This is a genomic window from Chelatococcus sp. GCM10030263 (assembly GCF_042666455.1).
Classification (GTDB): Bacteria; Pseudomonadota; Alphaproteobacteria; order Rhizobiales; family Beijerinckiaceae; genus Chelatococcus.
In genome coordinates this window covers 103,087-116,488 of sequence record NZ_JBHTDB010000005.1, presented here as the reverse complement: position 1 = coordinate 116,488, position 13,402 = coordinate 103,087, and the positions used below count along the sequence as shown (strand labels likewise).

The following is a 13,402-nucleotide window of genomic DNA, read 5'->3' as shown; positions in this document are numbered from 1 at the left end:
TGGTCCGAGGGGATCTTTGGAGGAAAGCATGTCTTACCGGTACCTTTTCCTGCTGCTTGCCATGGTGGCGGGCGGCTGGCTCGCCGCACCGCCAAGCGCGCAGGCGCAATACGCCCCCGGCTACGACCGGCAAGGGCAGGGACTTTATCCAGACAATCCGCGGGATCTCGACCGCAACCCGAACTGGCGTCGCGGTCCACGTGGCGGCTATGACCGCGACGGCTGGGATGACGACGGCCGGCGGGGCCGCGATCGCCGCTCCGATTGGGGCCGCGGCCGCGGTGGACGCTCCGATTGGGGCCGCGTCTGCGTGACATCACGCGGAAACTGCCGCGTCTCGGCCCCGCGCGGCATCTCCTGCCGCTGCGAGATCCCCGGCTTCGGCCGCAAGCGCGGCATCGTGCGCTGAGAAGCAGCTAGGCGGCCCGGATCAGCCCGAAATGCGCTCGATCCGGGCGCCACAACGCGCGAGCTTGCTCTCGAGCGCCTCGAAGCCGCGGTCGAGATGGTAGACCCGATTGACCATGGTATCGCCCTCGGCTGCGAGCGCGGCGATGACCAGGGAGACGGACGCCCTCAGATCCGTCGCCATGACCGGAGCGCCCTTCAGGCGCTCCACGCCGTCGACATAGGCTACGTCGCCGTCGAGGCGAATCCGTGCGCCGAGCCGCGCCAGCTCCTGCACATGCATGAAGCGGTTTTCGAAGATCGTCTCGCGGATGCGGGTGGTGCCCTTGGCGCGGCTCATCAGGGCCATGAGCTGGGCCTGAAGATCCGTCGGGAAGCCCGGGAAGGGCTCAGTGGTGACATCGACCGGCGAAATTCCGGCACCGTTGCGCTTCACGCGGATGCCGGCATTGCTGACGGCGATCTCGACACCCGCCTGCGTCAGCACATCGAGGGCCGATTGCAGCAGATGTGGCTGCGCGCCTTCGAGCAGCACGTCGCCGCCGGTCATGGCGACCGCCATGGCATAGGTGCCCGTCTCGATGCGATCCGGCAGCACCGTGTGCTCGGTACCGCCGAGCCGCGCCACGCCTTCCACCACGATCTGCGACGTGCCGGCGCCGGTGATGCGGGCGCCCATCTTGATGAGGCATTGCGCGAGATCGGCCACCTCCGGCTCGCACGCCGCATTGTCGATGACCGTGGTGCCTTCCGCCAGCACGGAGGCCATCAGCGCCGTATGCGTGCCGCCGACGGTGACCTTGGGAAAGCTGATCTCGGCTCCCTTCAGCCCGCGTGGAGCGCGCACCAGGACATAGCCCGCGTCGATATCGACGGTGGCGCCGAACCGCTCCAGAACCATCAGCAGGAGATCAACGGGGCGCGTGCCGATGGCGCAGCCGCCGGGCAGCGACACGCGCGCCTCGCCCATGCGCGCCACGAGCGGACCGACCACCCAGAAGCTCGCCCGCATGCGCGAGACCAGCTCGTAAGGCGCGACCGTATCGATGATCGATCCGGCCTTGAGGCGAATGCTCTGGCCCGTCTCGGCCGTCTGGCCGGGGCGTTTGCCGGCAATGGCGTGATCGACGCCATGGTTGCCGAGAATGCGCAGAAGAAGCGCGACATCGGCGAGCCGCGGCACATTGTGCAGTTCGAGCGTTTCTTCGGTGAGAAGGCTCGCGATCATCAGCGGCAAGGCCGCATTCTTGGCGCCGGAGACGGGGATGGTGCCGTTGAGCGGCTCACCACCGGTGATGCGAATTCGATCCATCGACAATCAGTCCTTCGTCTCCGGCCGCGGCCGGTCCATCTGTTCCTGGCCGCGCAAGAGGTCGGCTTCGGCGGTCTCCGCCACGGCGGAACGCCTTGCCCTGCCCTGCTCCTTGCGGCGCTTGAGATTTTCGCGCAATGCAGCCGCCAAACGCGCCTGCCGCTTATCGATCTCGTTCCTCGGCATGTGCAACTGCCCTCATGCCTCAAGCGAATAGCCATCTCCACTGCCCCAAACAAGAGGCAAGGTTGACGGGGCCGAGGCGTTGCCCCGGGGCCCCGACCGACCCGGGCCGCGCCTGCGGCGTCGCGACGTCTTGTATCGCCGGTTTCAATATGGAATTTCTCCAATTATGGTGGGATGGGTTGCGATTGTGTTTCGAGGCTGATCGCAGGGCGCATTCGCCGGTCGCACGGGAGGCTGGATGATCTACGACCATTTTTTTCAATCCGCCCTCGACACCTTGCGTGAGGAACGGCGTTACCGGGTGTTCACGACGCTCGAACGCGATGTCGAGCGTTTTCCCAGAGCCATCTGGCACTCTCCCGCCGGTCCGCGGGATGTGGTCGTGTGGTGCACGAACGACTATCTCGGCATGAGTCGGCACGGGGCGGTGATCGAAGCCGCCGCGGAGACCGCGCGGCGCATGGGGGTCGGTGCCGGCGGCACCCGCAACATCGCCGGCACGAGCCGGCCGATCGTCGAGCTCGAACGGGAGCTGGCGGGCATCCACGGCAAGGAGAACGCCCTCGTCTTCACCTCGGGCTATGTCTCCAACGAGACGGGCATCGCCACCATCGCCATGCTTCTGCCCGGCTGCCTCATCCTGTCGGATGCGCAGAACCACAATTCGATGATCGAGGGCGTGCGCCGCTCGGGCGCCGAGAAGGTGATCTTCCGCCACAACGATCTCGCCCATCTCGAAGAGCTCCTGAAGGCGGCCGACCCTGCCCGGCCGAAACTCATCGTCTTCGAAAGCGTCTATTCCATGGACGGCGACGTCGCGCCGATTCATGCCATCTGCGATCTCGCCGAGCGCTACGGCGCGATGACCTATATCGACGAGGTGCATGCGGTCGGCCTCTACGGCGCGACCGGCGGAGGCTATGCCGAGGAGATCGGGGCGCGTGAGCGGCTCGACGTCATCGAGGCGACGCTTGCCAAGGGCTTCGGCTGCATCGGCGGCTATCTCGCCTCCTCGAACCTCGTCATCGACGCCATCCGCTCGAATGCGCACGGCTTCATCTTCACGACGGCGCTGCCGCCGGCGATCGCCGCTGCGGCGCTCGCTTCGGTGCGGCATCTCGCCGTCAGCGGAGAGGAGCGCCGGCGCCACCGCGCCCAGGTGGCGCGCACGAAAGCCGTGCTGACCGCAGCCGGCCTGCCGGTGAAGGGCAATCCGACCCATATCGTGCCCGTCGTCGTCGGCGATCCGGAGCTCACCAAGCGCGCCAGCGACCTGCTCCTGACGGAGCACGGCATCTATGTACAGCCGATCAACTATCCGACGGTGCCGCGTGGCACGGAGCGTCTGCGCATCACGCCGACACCGTTCCATACGGACGATCTGGTCGATCATTTGGCCCATGGCCTCGTTACCGTCTGGCGCAAGCTCGGCCTGCCGCTGCAAAGCCGGGCTGCGGCTGCCTGAGGCACAATCTGCTGTGTCTCCGACGCGAGATCCTGCGCGCAAATCCTTGACGTTCAGTCACTTGCGCTGACGTCCGGGGATTTCTTGTGGCCGACGCGCCGCAGGAGGAAATAGCGGCGCTTGCGGCCTTGCACCTGCCAGAGCCTTGTGGCAGTGTCCGGCCGCTTTCAGCCCGAAGCCTATGCTGCCGTAGCTCAGTGGTAGAGCACTCCCTTGGTAAGGGAGAGGTCGAGAGTTCAATCCTCTCCGGCAGCACCAGACAAACTCTCGAACTTCTCGCGACGGCCGCGCCCGGATAACCTGCTCCAGGCACAGTGAAGCCGAAACGAGCGTGCTGCGGACGTGGAATATCCCTAGAGATATCCACGGATATTCCGGCACCCGTCTCTTCCCTTCCCTTTTCGATTTGTTCTCGATCCCCACTCATGGCGGCGGGAGCCATGAGGCAACAGTCCAAACTGCGGTTTCGTTGCGAATTGGGCTAGATCGTCGGCTACCGGTGGATTGAGGGCAGTGTCGTACGCATGCTAAGGCTCCGTCGCTTCTGGGGATCCGATGATGGCCGAACTGCCCGACCCGAATAATTTCCAGAGCCGCATCATGCGTGAGCTCCTCACGAGCCTATGTGTAGTGGCGCTGATCCTCTTGTGCGCCGCCGGACCTTTTCTCGCAACCCCGGACGACATCGGGCCGGCCTATAGCGGCGAAGCTGCGGTTTGGCTCATAGGCGGAAACGCCGCGAATTATCGCTACGCAGTCTCGGTGGTAAACTATGTCGTAAGCCGCTTCGGATATGACTATTTCAGCACCGCTGGCTTTTGGATCATTGCCTTCCCTCTGAGCGTTTGGTTCTGCTCAGACCAGATCGTCCGCTATGCACGGTTACCGCCGTCGCTTGTGCCATGGATGACGCTCCTCGTCGGCCTGCATGGCTATTTTTCGGAACTGTATCCCTTCACTATGGGGTACATCAATTACGCGATTGCCCTAGGCGGATCCGGCTTGGCCATCTTCGCTGCCCGGCGATTATCAGACCGTCCGTTGCGCAGCGTCGCCGCCATCGGAGGAGCCGGATGGATCGCTCTTGTTTCGTACCAGCCGTTCGCACTCACGCTGCTCTTCGCTGCGGCGCTTGCGTTGGTCCACGATCAACTCACGTTTGAAAAGTCGCCTCGTTCGATACGGAACCTAGCCCCCCTGGTAGCCGGCTTCCTTCTGGCCTGCGTCTTGTTCCTGCTTTCGACGCGTCTCGCCACGGTAATGGGACTACCCTCTTCGGGCCGAGCAGGAACGGTGTCCTCAGTTTCGGCCAATCTCGGACCGTACGCCCTCGACATCATCCACCCATTCTGGAACGGTGTTGTCCCGTATCGCATCACGTTTCCGCTTCATGAACGGATCATCTATGCGGCCGCACAGATCGGCATTTTGGGGGCCCTGATCTGGCGGATCCTGAAACAGCCTCGAAACGCCGATGCGTGGTGGGCTACTCTGGCCTTCGCCGCGGCGGTCGCCGTTACTCCCAATCCCATGAACCTGACGACTGCTACGTATTGGCCAACACTTAGGAGCATGTCGCAGTCGGCCTTTTGGCAGGTCGGATGCCTGCTCATCGCCTGGACAGCGCTCAAGCAGCTCGTCCGCATTCAGGCCGCGCCCCGCTGGTTCGCTGTAGCCTTCGTATGCCTATCTGCCGCAAACCAGATATCACTCCTTCACGAACGGTTTCGGCAGGCGGAGCAGGACGAGGTGATCGCACGTGCGATCGTCGATGACTTGAGGCGGATCGGAGCACTCCACCAAGGCGTCAAGATCGCGATTGTGAGTGATTGGCGGTCGGTTGCTCAATTGCATCGAGCGCAGTATATGGACATGAACCTGTCCGCGTTTTCGACCGAATGGAGCAATGCCAACATCCTCCGGCGAGCAAGCGGTCTCGACCTGCAACTCGTTCGTGTCGACAAGACGCTGTGTGATGGGGCATCCGGTCCTTGGGAGGTCAGGAAACGCGACGACATAATCCTCGTCTGCATGCCCCCGCAGCATTAGATTACGGGTACGCGTTGACAACATTCCGTCGGGTAATCGCGCCAAAAGGCATCCCACGTGCGGCGGCGTTCTGGAATTCGAGCCATGCCCGAGAACGATCGCTTCATGGTGTGCCTCGTGATCGCTCAAGCCAGTCGAAGCACCTTGCGGCAGACGGGGATGCATTCCACTGCTAGAATGATTATCGAAAGCGTTGATCTTTAGGACATTTCGGTCGACAAGGATACCTAATCGGGCGCGAAGAGCCCGTAGAGAGCGAGATGGCAGGGGGGCTTGCGATCGTATGCATGGCGTCAGTCCACTACCGACGAAGGAGACCGCCGCTGCGGCACGGGGCATTTCGCTGAGCGTCGTCGTCCCGTGCTTCAATGAAAGCGAATGTGTCGGCGCTTGCTATGATAGGCTCGCCCGAGTGTGCAGCGATCTCGGAGTCTCTCGCTTCGAGCTCATCTTCGTCAATGACGGTTCGACCGACGGTACGCTTCAGTCGCTGCAGTGTCTTCGTAAGCGTGACCCTCGGGTCGTGATCGTCGATTTGGCTCGCAACTATGGCCATCAAACAGCCTTGTCCGCCGGCCTGTCGGTGGTTCGGGGGGAGCGAATCCTCGTCATCGACGCGGACCTCCAGGATCCGCCTGAGCTTCTCGGCGAGATGATGGCTGCCATGGATCAAGGCGCCGACGTGGCGTACGGCCAACGGAGGCGCCGAGACGGCGAAAACTGGTTTAAAATTGCGAGCGCGAAGCTGTTCTACCGTGTCCTTTCGCATGTCTCATCAGTGCACATCCCGCCGGATGTTGGCGATTTTCGCCTCATGAGCCGGCAGGTCGTCGACATTCTCAACTCTATGCCGGAAACGCATCGCTTCATTCGTGGCATGGTGTCTTGGATAGGCTTCAACCAGGTGGCGATCCAATATGAGCGGGCGTCGCGCTTCGCAGGCGAAACGAAATACCCGCTCGCGAAGATGGTCTCACTGGCCTCGGATGCGATGACCGCTTTCGCTTTAGCACCCCTGCGTTTCGTCTACACGATGGCGTTCGGGGCGGCGGCGCTCGCGGTCCTACTTATTGGCTGGTCGATCTATAGCTACCTGTTCGAGGACGTCGTACCGGGCTGGTCAAGTCTCATGGTGGCATTGCTGACGTTCTCAGCCGTACAATTATTCGCCATGGGAATTATCGGAGAATACATTGGACGAATCTTCATCCAGGTGAAGGGGCGCCCATTGTACATCGTCAAACAGTTGCATCGTGATTGAAGGGAAAGGCCTTGCATCTCTATGATGAGCGCTTTTTTGATTGGGTCGACTCCGGAGCACGTCGGTCGGCCCGTGGCTTGCTTCCGAGTGTTCGGAAGGCAGTGAGCCTGAAAAGCGTTCTGGACGTCGGCTGCGGACGAGGAACTTGGCTCGGTGTCTGGCGCGAGTTCGGGATCGATGACGTGGTCGGAATTGATGGGGCTTATGTAAACCGTGCTCGCCTGGCGGTCCCTCCGGACAGATTTGTTGCAACCGATATAACGCAGCATTGGGACCTCGGGCGGCGCTTCGACCTGGTGCAGTCAATGGAAGTGGCAGAGCACATCCCGCCGGATTGCTCCGAGGCGTTCATTGCTCGCCTTTGTGCCTCTGGAGACGTTGTTCTGTTTTCCGCTGCTCAACCGGGCCAAGGCGGAGAGATGCACATCAATGAGCAGACCCCCGAATTTTGGGCCCGTCTGTTCGAAAAGCATGGTTACGCCAGATTCGACTGTTTGCGAGCGCAAGTAGCGAAGGATCGGAGCATCGAACCGTGGTACCGGTTCAATGCCTTTCTGTTCGCCAACGGGGATGGCCAAGAGCGCTTGTCGGATGCGGCACGCGCAACGCAGCTACCCGCCGCGGTCAAGGCAAAGGAATATGGCGGCTTGGCATGGAGGGCGCGCAAGCTACTGCTACGGAGCCTTTCGGTCGAGACGGTGACAAAGCTCTCGCGGATAAACTACCGCGTAATGACGACCTTTCGCGCCATTCAAAACGCCGGTTGAGATGACATCGAGTCTTGCGTTCGTTCTGACCCTCAGTTCTGCATTTGCTGCGCTCGGACAAGTGCTCCTCAAGGTCGGTGCTACCGATCGAACGACTCTTATGTCTTTCGTCAACGGTTACGTCGCACTTGGTCTTGCGGCCTACGGTGGCGGCGTTTTGTTGTGGCTCTATGGCTTGTCCCGCGTCCCACTTTTCTTGGTTTACCCGTTCACACTTCTAACCTTCGTACTCGTCGGGCTTGCCAGCATTATCTGGTTCGGCGAGCGCCCGGCCCCGATTTCCGTGGTAGGGTGGCTTACCATCATCGTCGGTCTCGTTCTGGTCTATCTTGGCGCAGAATCGTGAGGCTTTGTTCCGATAAGCTGCCAATCAGCGAATTGGCCAGCTCCGGGATCGTCTCATGATCCCATCAGTCTTCTCGGGATGCCCCAAGACCCATCCCGTCCGACACCGCACCGATCTGCCGGGGCCCGGCAGCGTTTAGCGGGAGTACGGCAACGCATCTGGACTGGCGGAGGCCATGCCCGCGCCCGCAAAAAACCCCGGCACGGGGGCCGGGGTTCTCGAGACCGGTCGCGGTGGCCGATCAGAAGTCGCGCTGGAACCGCAAGCGCGTCTGCCACTGGTCCTGGCTGTTCTTGACGACCAGCGAGGGATTGCCGTTGTGGCTGGCGTCGGTTTTCGTGTAGAGCACCTCGACACCGATATCGAAGGCCTTCGTCGGCGACCACACGAGCTGGCCGGCGAGCTGGTAGACCTTGAAATCACGCAGGATGGAGTAGCTCGGCGCCGTCACCGTGCCGGGGTAGTTCACGTCGGTGTAGCTGCCCCAGACGCCGGAGCGGATGCTCGGCGTCCAGTAATGGGTGAAGGCGGCGAGCAGGTTCCATCCCGTCGTGCGCTTGATGCTGTCGCCGACGATGACACCGTCGGTCGCGATGAGGTCTGCATAGGAGCCGACGGAGACGTCGCCCGTCACGCCGAGGTAGTTGAGAGCGCCTTGGGCGTAAGCCGCTTCCAACCACAGATTATCGCCGGCCGCGAGCTGCGGCAGGAAGACATGCACGCCGGCCTGCACGGCGTAGCCGTATTCATCGTCGATGCGGCCGCCGAAGGGGTCGAGCTCCCACGAATTCATCTGGTGGATGGCGCCTGACAGCTGGGCAGAGCCCCAGCTCTGGTCGACGCGGACATTGCCGACGACGTCGGGCATGCGCTCGCCTGCAGGGTTATAGCCGGCGAGAACATTGCCGCTGCCGTCGAAGATCGCGGTTGCGCCGATGTTGCGCTGGTTGCGGTCTTCGAGCGACAGGGTCGCCGAGAAGCCGCTCCCGAAGGTAGCGGTATAGGCAAGCATCTGGGTCTGGCCAGCGTCGGAGCCGGGCAGGACGTTCGGCGCCGAGCCGTAGTTCCAATCCTCGGCGAAGAAGTCGAACATCGACTGGGCCACACCGGCGGTGATGCCGGCGAACTGGATGAAGGCCTTGTCGAGGTTGGTCTTGGTGGTGCTGCCCGAGGCGAAGCCATTGTTGAAATAGCCGGTGTCGCGCGTCACATCCAAGCGGAAGAAGGCGCGCACGGTTCCGAATTCGGTCGCGGTGCGCGAGTCGATGATCAGACGTGCACGGGCGCGAAAGCCGGTCGCATCCTTCTGACGGCCGTCTCCCGGCGTCGTCCAGAGCGGCTCCGCATAAACGTAATCAGCGCGGAGACGGCCGCCCACCCTCAGGCAGGTATCGCTGCCGGGAATGTAGAAGAAGCCGGCGCCATGCACGGAGCAGACACGCACGTAGTCCACCGGCGCGGATTTCGTCATGGGGAGGTCGGCGGCCTGCGCCTGCACGATTGCGGCGACACTCGCAATCGAACCGAGCAGAAAGCCCTTCATCAGCTTCATCATCAATCTCCGCTATCTACCAATCTGCTGAGCTCGCTCGCTTCGAGCAGTTCGCCTAGACAGCGATAGATGAGCAGAATTTTCAATGTCTATTACTTGTAATCATCAGACAGGCAACCGATTTGCGGAAATTGTGTTTTTGATAAGACACAATGTTGTTATTCCTAATATCTTGCGAATACACTAGTTAGGAAAGCTAATAAATTTGGATTGCTTATTCCGATAACTCTTACTAGATTGGAATCGATATTTTGGACTGACCTCCAGATATCGACCTTCACTTTGATGGCGGCGCATCGATTGCGTCGCCATTTTTTTATCACAATCGTGGATGATCTCTTTACTTAGGTAGTAACGATAAGTTGATTCGCCTTGGTGTCCATTCGGTTCACACATTCACATCCGCCATTGGCGGCCAAATTGACGATCATGACTACCTCAATAAAATACGGCTCAGGACTTATGTTTTATGTTTACTATACAGAACGCTCCAGAGGCGTTTCATATCGGGAGGGAGATCGATCGTAGCCAAGAGATCACCATGGCAAGCTACCCCGTCGAAAGCACATCGCTGCCGCCCCTCCCCTCCCTCGAAGACCAGTTTCTGGTCGAGATGGGCAAGGCCAGGCGGCGATTGGCGACTTCCATCAGCACGAAAATTTCCTCGGTCGGCTTGACCCGTGCCCGGGCGCGGACTCTGTCGATTTTGTACAATCAGGCGGGGCTGACTCAGACCTCGGTGGCGGCCTATCTCGAAATCGAGGGGCCGACTGCTGTCCGGTTGATCGACGAGCTCGAGAAAGCCGGCTACGTCCAGCGCCAGCCCGATCCGCATGATCGCCGTATCAAGAAGCTCGTTCTGACCGAACCCGGCCGGGAGATGGCCGAATATCTCAAGAAAACCTACCATGAGATCGGCGCCCAGGCTCTCCGCGACCTCTCGGAGGAGAGCAAGACTCTTTTGGTCACTCTGATGAGGTCCGTCATCCGCAACTTGGAGACATAATCCATCCTTTTGGGCCGAATGCCCCCTGCTTGCTCTGCGCCAATTCCGCGCATCCCGATGAGGGGCTTTTTGCTCGAACTGGGATCCTATCCAAGCACATGCGGCTTGGCGCTCGCGCGGATGGAGGGCGGATCGACGTCACCCGAGCGACGCCGGCATGGCCGTCTCAAATTCATCGACTCCGCAACTCAAAGAGCGCAATGTAGCGTCATGCACCTGTTGCGCTCCTATGATCCCCTCAAGGATCCGAGCGCCACGATTTATGCGGAGGATTGACATGCCTCGCAGCACGCAAGCCATTCCAAAGGACATATCCGAGGAGATCCGCAAGCACGTCGCCGTCGCCATCAAGCGTGATTTTCCGGTCTGCGCCGACCAGACCGCTGCCGAATTCCGGCGCGCCAATCCCCATTGCAAGCTCTCGAACCGGGAACTGGTCGAGGGAATTGCCCGAACCGTCATCGCCGCAGGTGGCGTCGTAGAGTTCCGCCGCAATCCGAACCTGCGTTCATCGCGAGCGTCGTAGCTATCCTTGCGCGGAGAGAGCCAGGCCGGCACGCCGGAGGCTCTTTCAGCGAGGATCGGCATGAGCTGTGCGAACCGCCGAGGAGCGGACATCACATGCCGAGACGACAGGCCTCTCTCCCGCGGTGAGCGGGTGCGGCGCGACGGTCCAGGCGCCAGCACAGCCGACTGAACGGTTCCTATTCGCTGATGCGCGTCGAGGGGGCCGGCGAGATCGCCAGCAGATCAAGCGAGCGGACGATCGATACCAGGCCCAGCACGACCACCACCACCCGGACGATCATCTTGATGCGGCCGTCGAAGGGTAGGAAGGACACGAGCCAGATCACCAGCCCGCAGATCAGGATTGTGACGATCGCATGGGTCAGAACGGTTATGGCCATAGGCACCCCTTGGAACAGGGGCCGGTGGCACTCGCACCTGCCCCATAACGGCTGACGGGATCGTCCACGTCCGAGCCTTGCTTCAGTTCATTCGCTCAGGACAACCCCAAAGCCACGCTAGAGTTCCGTCGCGCCATCGCGCCTCGGATTGTCCCCTCGCCCACCAGAGGCTGACCAGCCGTCACAGGCTGGCCTCAATCGGCTGGTCGAAGGCGGGATAGCGCGGCTATCATGCCGCTGGTCTGGCTCTTGAGCCAATGGGTTGGAGACGTCATGACGGCATTGGAGCGTATCGAAGGGGCGGCGGCCATCCTCGCGGCGGCCCATGCCAGCGGCGAGGGAATCGAAAACCTGCCCAGCGATCTCGTGACCAGTATCGCAGACGCCTATGCCGTTCAGGAACGGGTGGCCGAGCTGCTGGAAACGGAGGTCGCCGGCTGGAAGGTCGGCTTCGATGCGCAAGGCAAGACCGTCTATGCGCCGGTTCTCGAGCGCCTGACGCGCAAGGGCGGGCCGGAACTGCCGGTGGCACGGGATGCGCCCAGCGTCATCGAGGTGGAAATCGCCTTCATTCTCGACGAAGACGTGACGGCCGGCCAGGCCGTCGCCGATGCCACGGAGGTGGTCTCGACCATCGCGCTCGGCATGGAGGTCATTCAGTCGCGTTTCCGCGACCGCACAGCCCAGCCCTTTTTGTCGACGCTCACCGACAATCTGTCGAATGGAGCCTATTTCCTGTCGATATCGACACCTTGGGCGAGCTCGCCTGATCTCGACAGCTTGCATCTCACGGTCATGCGCGACGGCGACATGATCTGGGGGCAGACGGTCGCCCATCCGCAAGGCGATATCGCATTGCCCATGCGGGCGATGCTGGCGGAGCCGCCATCGCACTGCGGCGGGCTGAAGCGCGGGCAGTTCATCACGACCGGCACATTATGCGGTGCCATCGAGGTGCCCGTGCCCAGCGCCATCGCGGCGATGACCGTCATTGGCCCCCTCGCCGCCAAGCTGACGCCGCGCTGATCGCTTCTCTCATCCATTAGCCGAGCGCCAACCCGCCGGACGGGGTCACCTCTGCCGTTGCGACAGCTTCTCTATCCAGCCGATGAGCAGCGGCAGGAAAAGGCCGATCAGAATAAACCGGGCGAGGTGATGGGTGCCGACGAAAATCGGATCGAGCCCGAGGAGCAACGCCAGCACGGCCATCACCTCCAACCCACCGGGGGCGAAGGCAATCACCGCCGCAGCCAATGACACCTCGGCGACCTGGGCCGAGGCCGCAGCGAAGATGAGGGCGACGGCGAAGGACACAATCAAGGAGCCGAGGGCTGCCGGCAGGGTTGCCACGAGGGAGCGCCGGTCTACGGTGCTGAAGCGCGAGCCGACGAAGGTGCCGATAAGGACGAGCGCCAGCGTATAAACGGGTGCCGGCAATCCGCCGTGGACCACGCCGGAGGCATGGCTGACGAGGCTCACGACCGTGGCGCCTAGCAGCATGGGCGCGGCCATGTTGATGCGCCGAAGCACGAGCCCGAGGACGGCCGATGCACCGATCACCAGCGCGAACGGCAGGGGCGGCATGACCTCCCTGGCAGGCGCGATCTCCATGTCGTTGCCCATGAGCACGATGGCGACCGGAAGCAGTATGACGAGCACGGCCAGGCGGAAGGACTGCACCACGGCGATCACGCCGACATTGCGGCCGCGATCGGCGGCAACCGCTATCACGGTCGACAAAGCGCCAGGCGTGGCGCCGAGCACCGCATCCGTCCAGCTCCAGCCGGACATGCGGATGAGCCAGAGTGCGGTCATGCCGATCACCGCGACGATCGACAGGCCGAGCAGGGCCAGGCTCGCCGGGTAGCTGCCCATGGCGGAGAGCGCCTCGGGGGTTGCTGCAGCTCCCATCGACATGCCGCCGAGCAACATCGCGAGGTCGACGATCGGCATCGACACCGGGACTGACCTGCGCATAAGGCAGAGCAGCGCGACTGCCGCAACCGGGCCGGAGACCCATGCGGCGGGCGCGCCGATGAGCGCGAAGACGAGGCCGCCGGCGCCGGCAAAGGCGATCTGCCCGAGCTGTCGAGCAAAGGCCAGAGCGACGGAGCGACTGGGGGTCATGGAGGCTTGGGTGCA

14 protein-coding genes and 1 tRNA gene are annotated in these 13,402 nt (G+C 62.1%); 10 read left to right on the top strand and 5 right to left on the bottom strand.

Going from position 1 to position 13,402, the window contains the following annotated elements:
- The first annotated feature begins 28 nt into the window (after positions 1–28).
- A complete protein-coding gene (locus ACFQU1_RS10910) occupies positions 29–409 on the top strand; it encodes a hypothetical protein (protein WP_378132326.1) in 381 nt (126 codons plus the stop codon).
- 21 nt (positions 410–430) lie between these two features.
- Here the strand turns inward: ACFQU1_RS10910 and murA are convergent, their stop codons facing one another.
- Both murA and ACFQU1_RS10900 read right to left on the bottom strand, forming a co-directional pair.
- On the bottom strand, positions 431–1,720 hold the full coding sequence (gene murA / locus ACFQU1_RS10905) for a UDP-N-acetylglucosamine 1-carboxyvinyltransferase (RefSeq protein WP_378132324.1): 1,290 nt from the start codon (positions 1,718–1,720) through the stop codon (positions 431–433).
- A 6-nt stretch (positions 1,721–1,726) separates the two neighbouring features.
- On the bottom strand, positions 1,727–1,906 hold the full coding sequence (locus ACFQU1_RS10900; protein WP_378132322.1) for a hypothetical protein: 180 nt from the start codon (positions 1,904–1,906) through the stop codon (positions 1,727–1,729).
- Between the two features lie 238 nt (positions 1,907–2,144).
- Here ACFQU1_RS10900 and hemA point away from each other — a divergent pair, with 238 nt between their 5' ends.
- The 6 genes from hemA (at position 2,145) to ACFQU1_RS10870 (ending at position 7,794) form a co-directional block, all read left to right on the top strand.
- A complete protein-coding gene (hemA, locus tag ACFQU1_RS10895) occupies positions 2,145–3,371 on the top strand; it encodes a 5-aminolevulinate synthase (protein ID WP_378132320.1) in 1,227 nt (408 codons plus the stop codon).
- A 183-nt stretch (positions 3,372–3,554) separates the two neighbouring features.
- Positions 3,555–3,629 (top strand) — tRNA-Thr (locus ACFQU1_RS10890).
- A gap of 300 nt (positions 3,630–3,929) precedes the next feature.
- Entirely contained in the window at positions 3,930–5,420 is a 1,491-nt protein-coding gene (locus ACFQU1_RS10885; RefSeq protein WP_378132318.1) for a hypothetical protein, read from the top strand.
- A 283-nt stretch (positions 5,421–5,703) separates the two neighbouring features.
- Positions 5,704–6,681: a glycosyltransferase family 2 protein gene (locus ACFQU1_RS10880; RefSeq protein ID WP_378132316.1), complete on the top strand. Its 978-nt coding sequence runs from the start codon at positions 5,704–5,706 to the stop codon at positions 6,679–6,681.
- A gap of 11 nt (positions 6,682–6,692) precedes the next feature.
- Positions 6,693–7,448 (top strand): class I SAM-dependent methyltransferase, encoded by a 756-nt coding sequence (locus ACFQU1_RS10875; protein WP_378132314.1) that lies wholly within the window; start codon positions 6,693–6,695, stop codon positions 7,446–7,448.
- Between the two features lies 1 nt (position 7,449).
- Positions 7,450–7,794: an EamA family transporter gene (locus tag ACFQU1_RS10870; RefSeq protein ID WP_378132311.1), complete on the top strand. Its 345-nt coding sequence runs from the start codon at positions 7,450–7,452 to the stop codon at positions 7,792–7,794.
- 241 nt (positions 7,795–8,035) lie between these two features.
- Here the strand turns inward: ACFQU1_RS10870 and ACFQU1_RS10865 are convergent, their stop codons facing one another.
- Positions 8,036–9,346: a porin gene (locus tag ACFQU1_RS10865; RefSeq protein ID WP_378132309.1), complete on the bottom strand. Its 1,311-nt coding sequence runs from the start codon at positions 9,344–9,346 to the stop codon at positions 8,036–8,038.
- Between the two features lie 541 nt (positions 9,347–9,887).
- On the opposite strand from ACFQU1_RS10865, the gene ACFQU1_RS10860 reads away from it, so the two are divergent.
- A complete protein-coding gene (locus ACFQU1_RS10860) occupies positions 9,888–10,352 on the top strand; it encodes a MarR family winged helix-turn-helix transcriptional regulator (RefSeq protein WP_378132307.1) in 465 nt (154 codons plus the stop codon).
- 277 nt (positions 10,353–10,629) lie between these two features.
- Positions 10,630–10,878, top strand: coding sequence for a hypothetical protein (locus tag ACFQU1_RS10855; RefSeq protein WP_378132305.1), 249 nt, complete (start codon positions 10,630–10,632; stop codon positions 10,876–10,878).
- A gap of 178 nt (positions 10,879–11,056) precedes the next feature.
- On the opposite strand, the gene ACFQU1_RS10850 is transcribed toward ACFQU1_RS10855, so the two are convergent.
- Entirely contained in the window at positions 11,057–11,260 is a 204-nt protein-coding gene (locus ACFQU1_RS10850; protein ID WP_378132303.1) for a Thivi_2564 family membrane protein, read from the bottom strand.
- A 273-nt stretch (positions 11,261–11,533) separates the two neighbouring features.
- Between ACFQU1_RS10850 and ACFQU1_RS10845 the strand changes: the two genes are divergently transcribed.
- A complete protein-coding gene (locus tag ACFQU1_RS10845; RefSeq protein WP_378132301.1) occupies positions 11,534–12,286 on the top strand; it encodes a fumarylacetoacetate hydrolase family protein in 753 nt (250 codons plus the stop codon).
- A gap of 45 nt (positions 12,287–12,331) precedes the next feature.
- On the opposite strand, the gene ACFQU1_RS10840 is transcribed toward ACFQU1_RS10845, so the two are convergent.
- A complete protein-coding gene (locus ACFQU1_RS10840; RefSeq protein WP_378132299.1) occupies positions 12,332–13,387 on the bottom strand; it encodes an AbrB family transcriptional regulator in 1,056 nt (351 codons plus the stop codon).
- Between the last annotated feature and the right edge of the window lie 15 nt (positions 13,388–13,402).

What these genes read in the sequence shown, in the direction of transcription:
- ACFQU1_RS10910 (WP_378132326.1), top strand. Translation starts at nt 29, where the DNA reads ATGTCTTACCGGTACCTTTTCCTGCTGCTTGCCATGGTGGCGGGCGGC.
- murA (WP_378132324.1), bottom strand. Translation starts at nt 1,720, where the DNA reads ATGGATCGAATTCGCATCACCGGTGGTGAGCCGCTCAACGGCACCATC.
- ACFQU1_RS10900 (WP_378132322.1), bottom strand. Translation starts at nt 1,906, where the DNA reads ATGCCGAGGAACGAGATCGATAAGCGGCAGGCGCGTTTGGCGGCTGCA.
- hemA (WP_378132320.1), top strand. Translation starts at nt 2,145, where the DNA reads ATGATCTACGACCATTTTTTTCAATCCGCCCTCGACACCTTGCGTGAG.
- ACFQU1_RS10885 (WP_378132318.1), top strand. Translation starts at nt 3,930, where the DNA reads ATGGCCGAACTGCCCGACCCGAATAATTTCCAGAGCCGCATCATGCGT.
- ACFQU1_RS10880 (WP_378132316.1), top strand. Translation starts at nt 5,704, where the DNA reads ATGCATGGCGTCAGTCCACTACCGACGAAGGAGACCGCCGCTGCGGCA.
- ACFQU1_RS10870 (WP_378132311.1), top strand. Translation starts at nt 7,450, where the DNA reads ATGACATCGAGTCTTGCGTTCGTTCTGACCCTCAGTTCTGCATTTGCT.
- ACFQU1_RS10865 (WP_378132309.1), bottom strand. Translation starts at nt 9,346, where the DNA reads ATGAAGCTGATGAAGGGCTTTCTGCTCGGTTCGATTGCGAGTGTCGCC.
- ACFQU1_RS10860 (WP_378132307.1), top strand. Translation starts at nt 9,888, where the DNA reads ATGGCAAGCTACCCCGTCGAAAGCACATCGCTGCCGCCCCTCCCCTCC.
- ACFQU1_RS10855 (WP_378132305.1), top strand. Translation starts at nt 10,630, where the DNA reads ATGCCTCGCAGCACGCAAGCCATTCCAAAGGACATATCCGAGGAGATC.
- ACFQU1_RS10850 (WP_378132303.1), bottom strand. Translation starts at nt 11,260, where the DNA reads ATGGCCATAACCGTTCTGACCCATGCGATCGTCACAATCCTGATCTGC.
- ACFQU1_RS10845 (WP_378132301.1), top strand. Translation starts at nt 11,534, where the DNA reads ATGACGGCATTGGAGCGTATCGAAGGGGCGGCGGCCATCCTCGCGGCG.
- ACFQU1_RS10840 (WP_378132299.1), bottom strand. Translation starts at nt 13,387, where the DNA reads ATGACCCCCAGTCGCTCCGTCGCTCTGGCCTTTGCTCGACAGCTCGGG.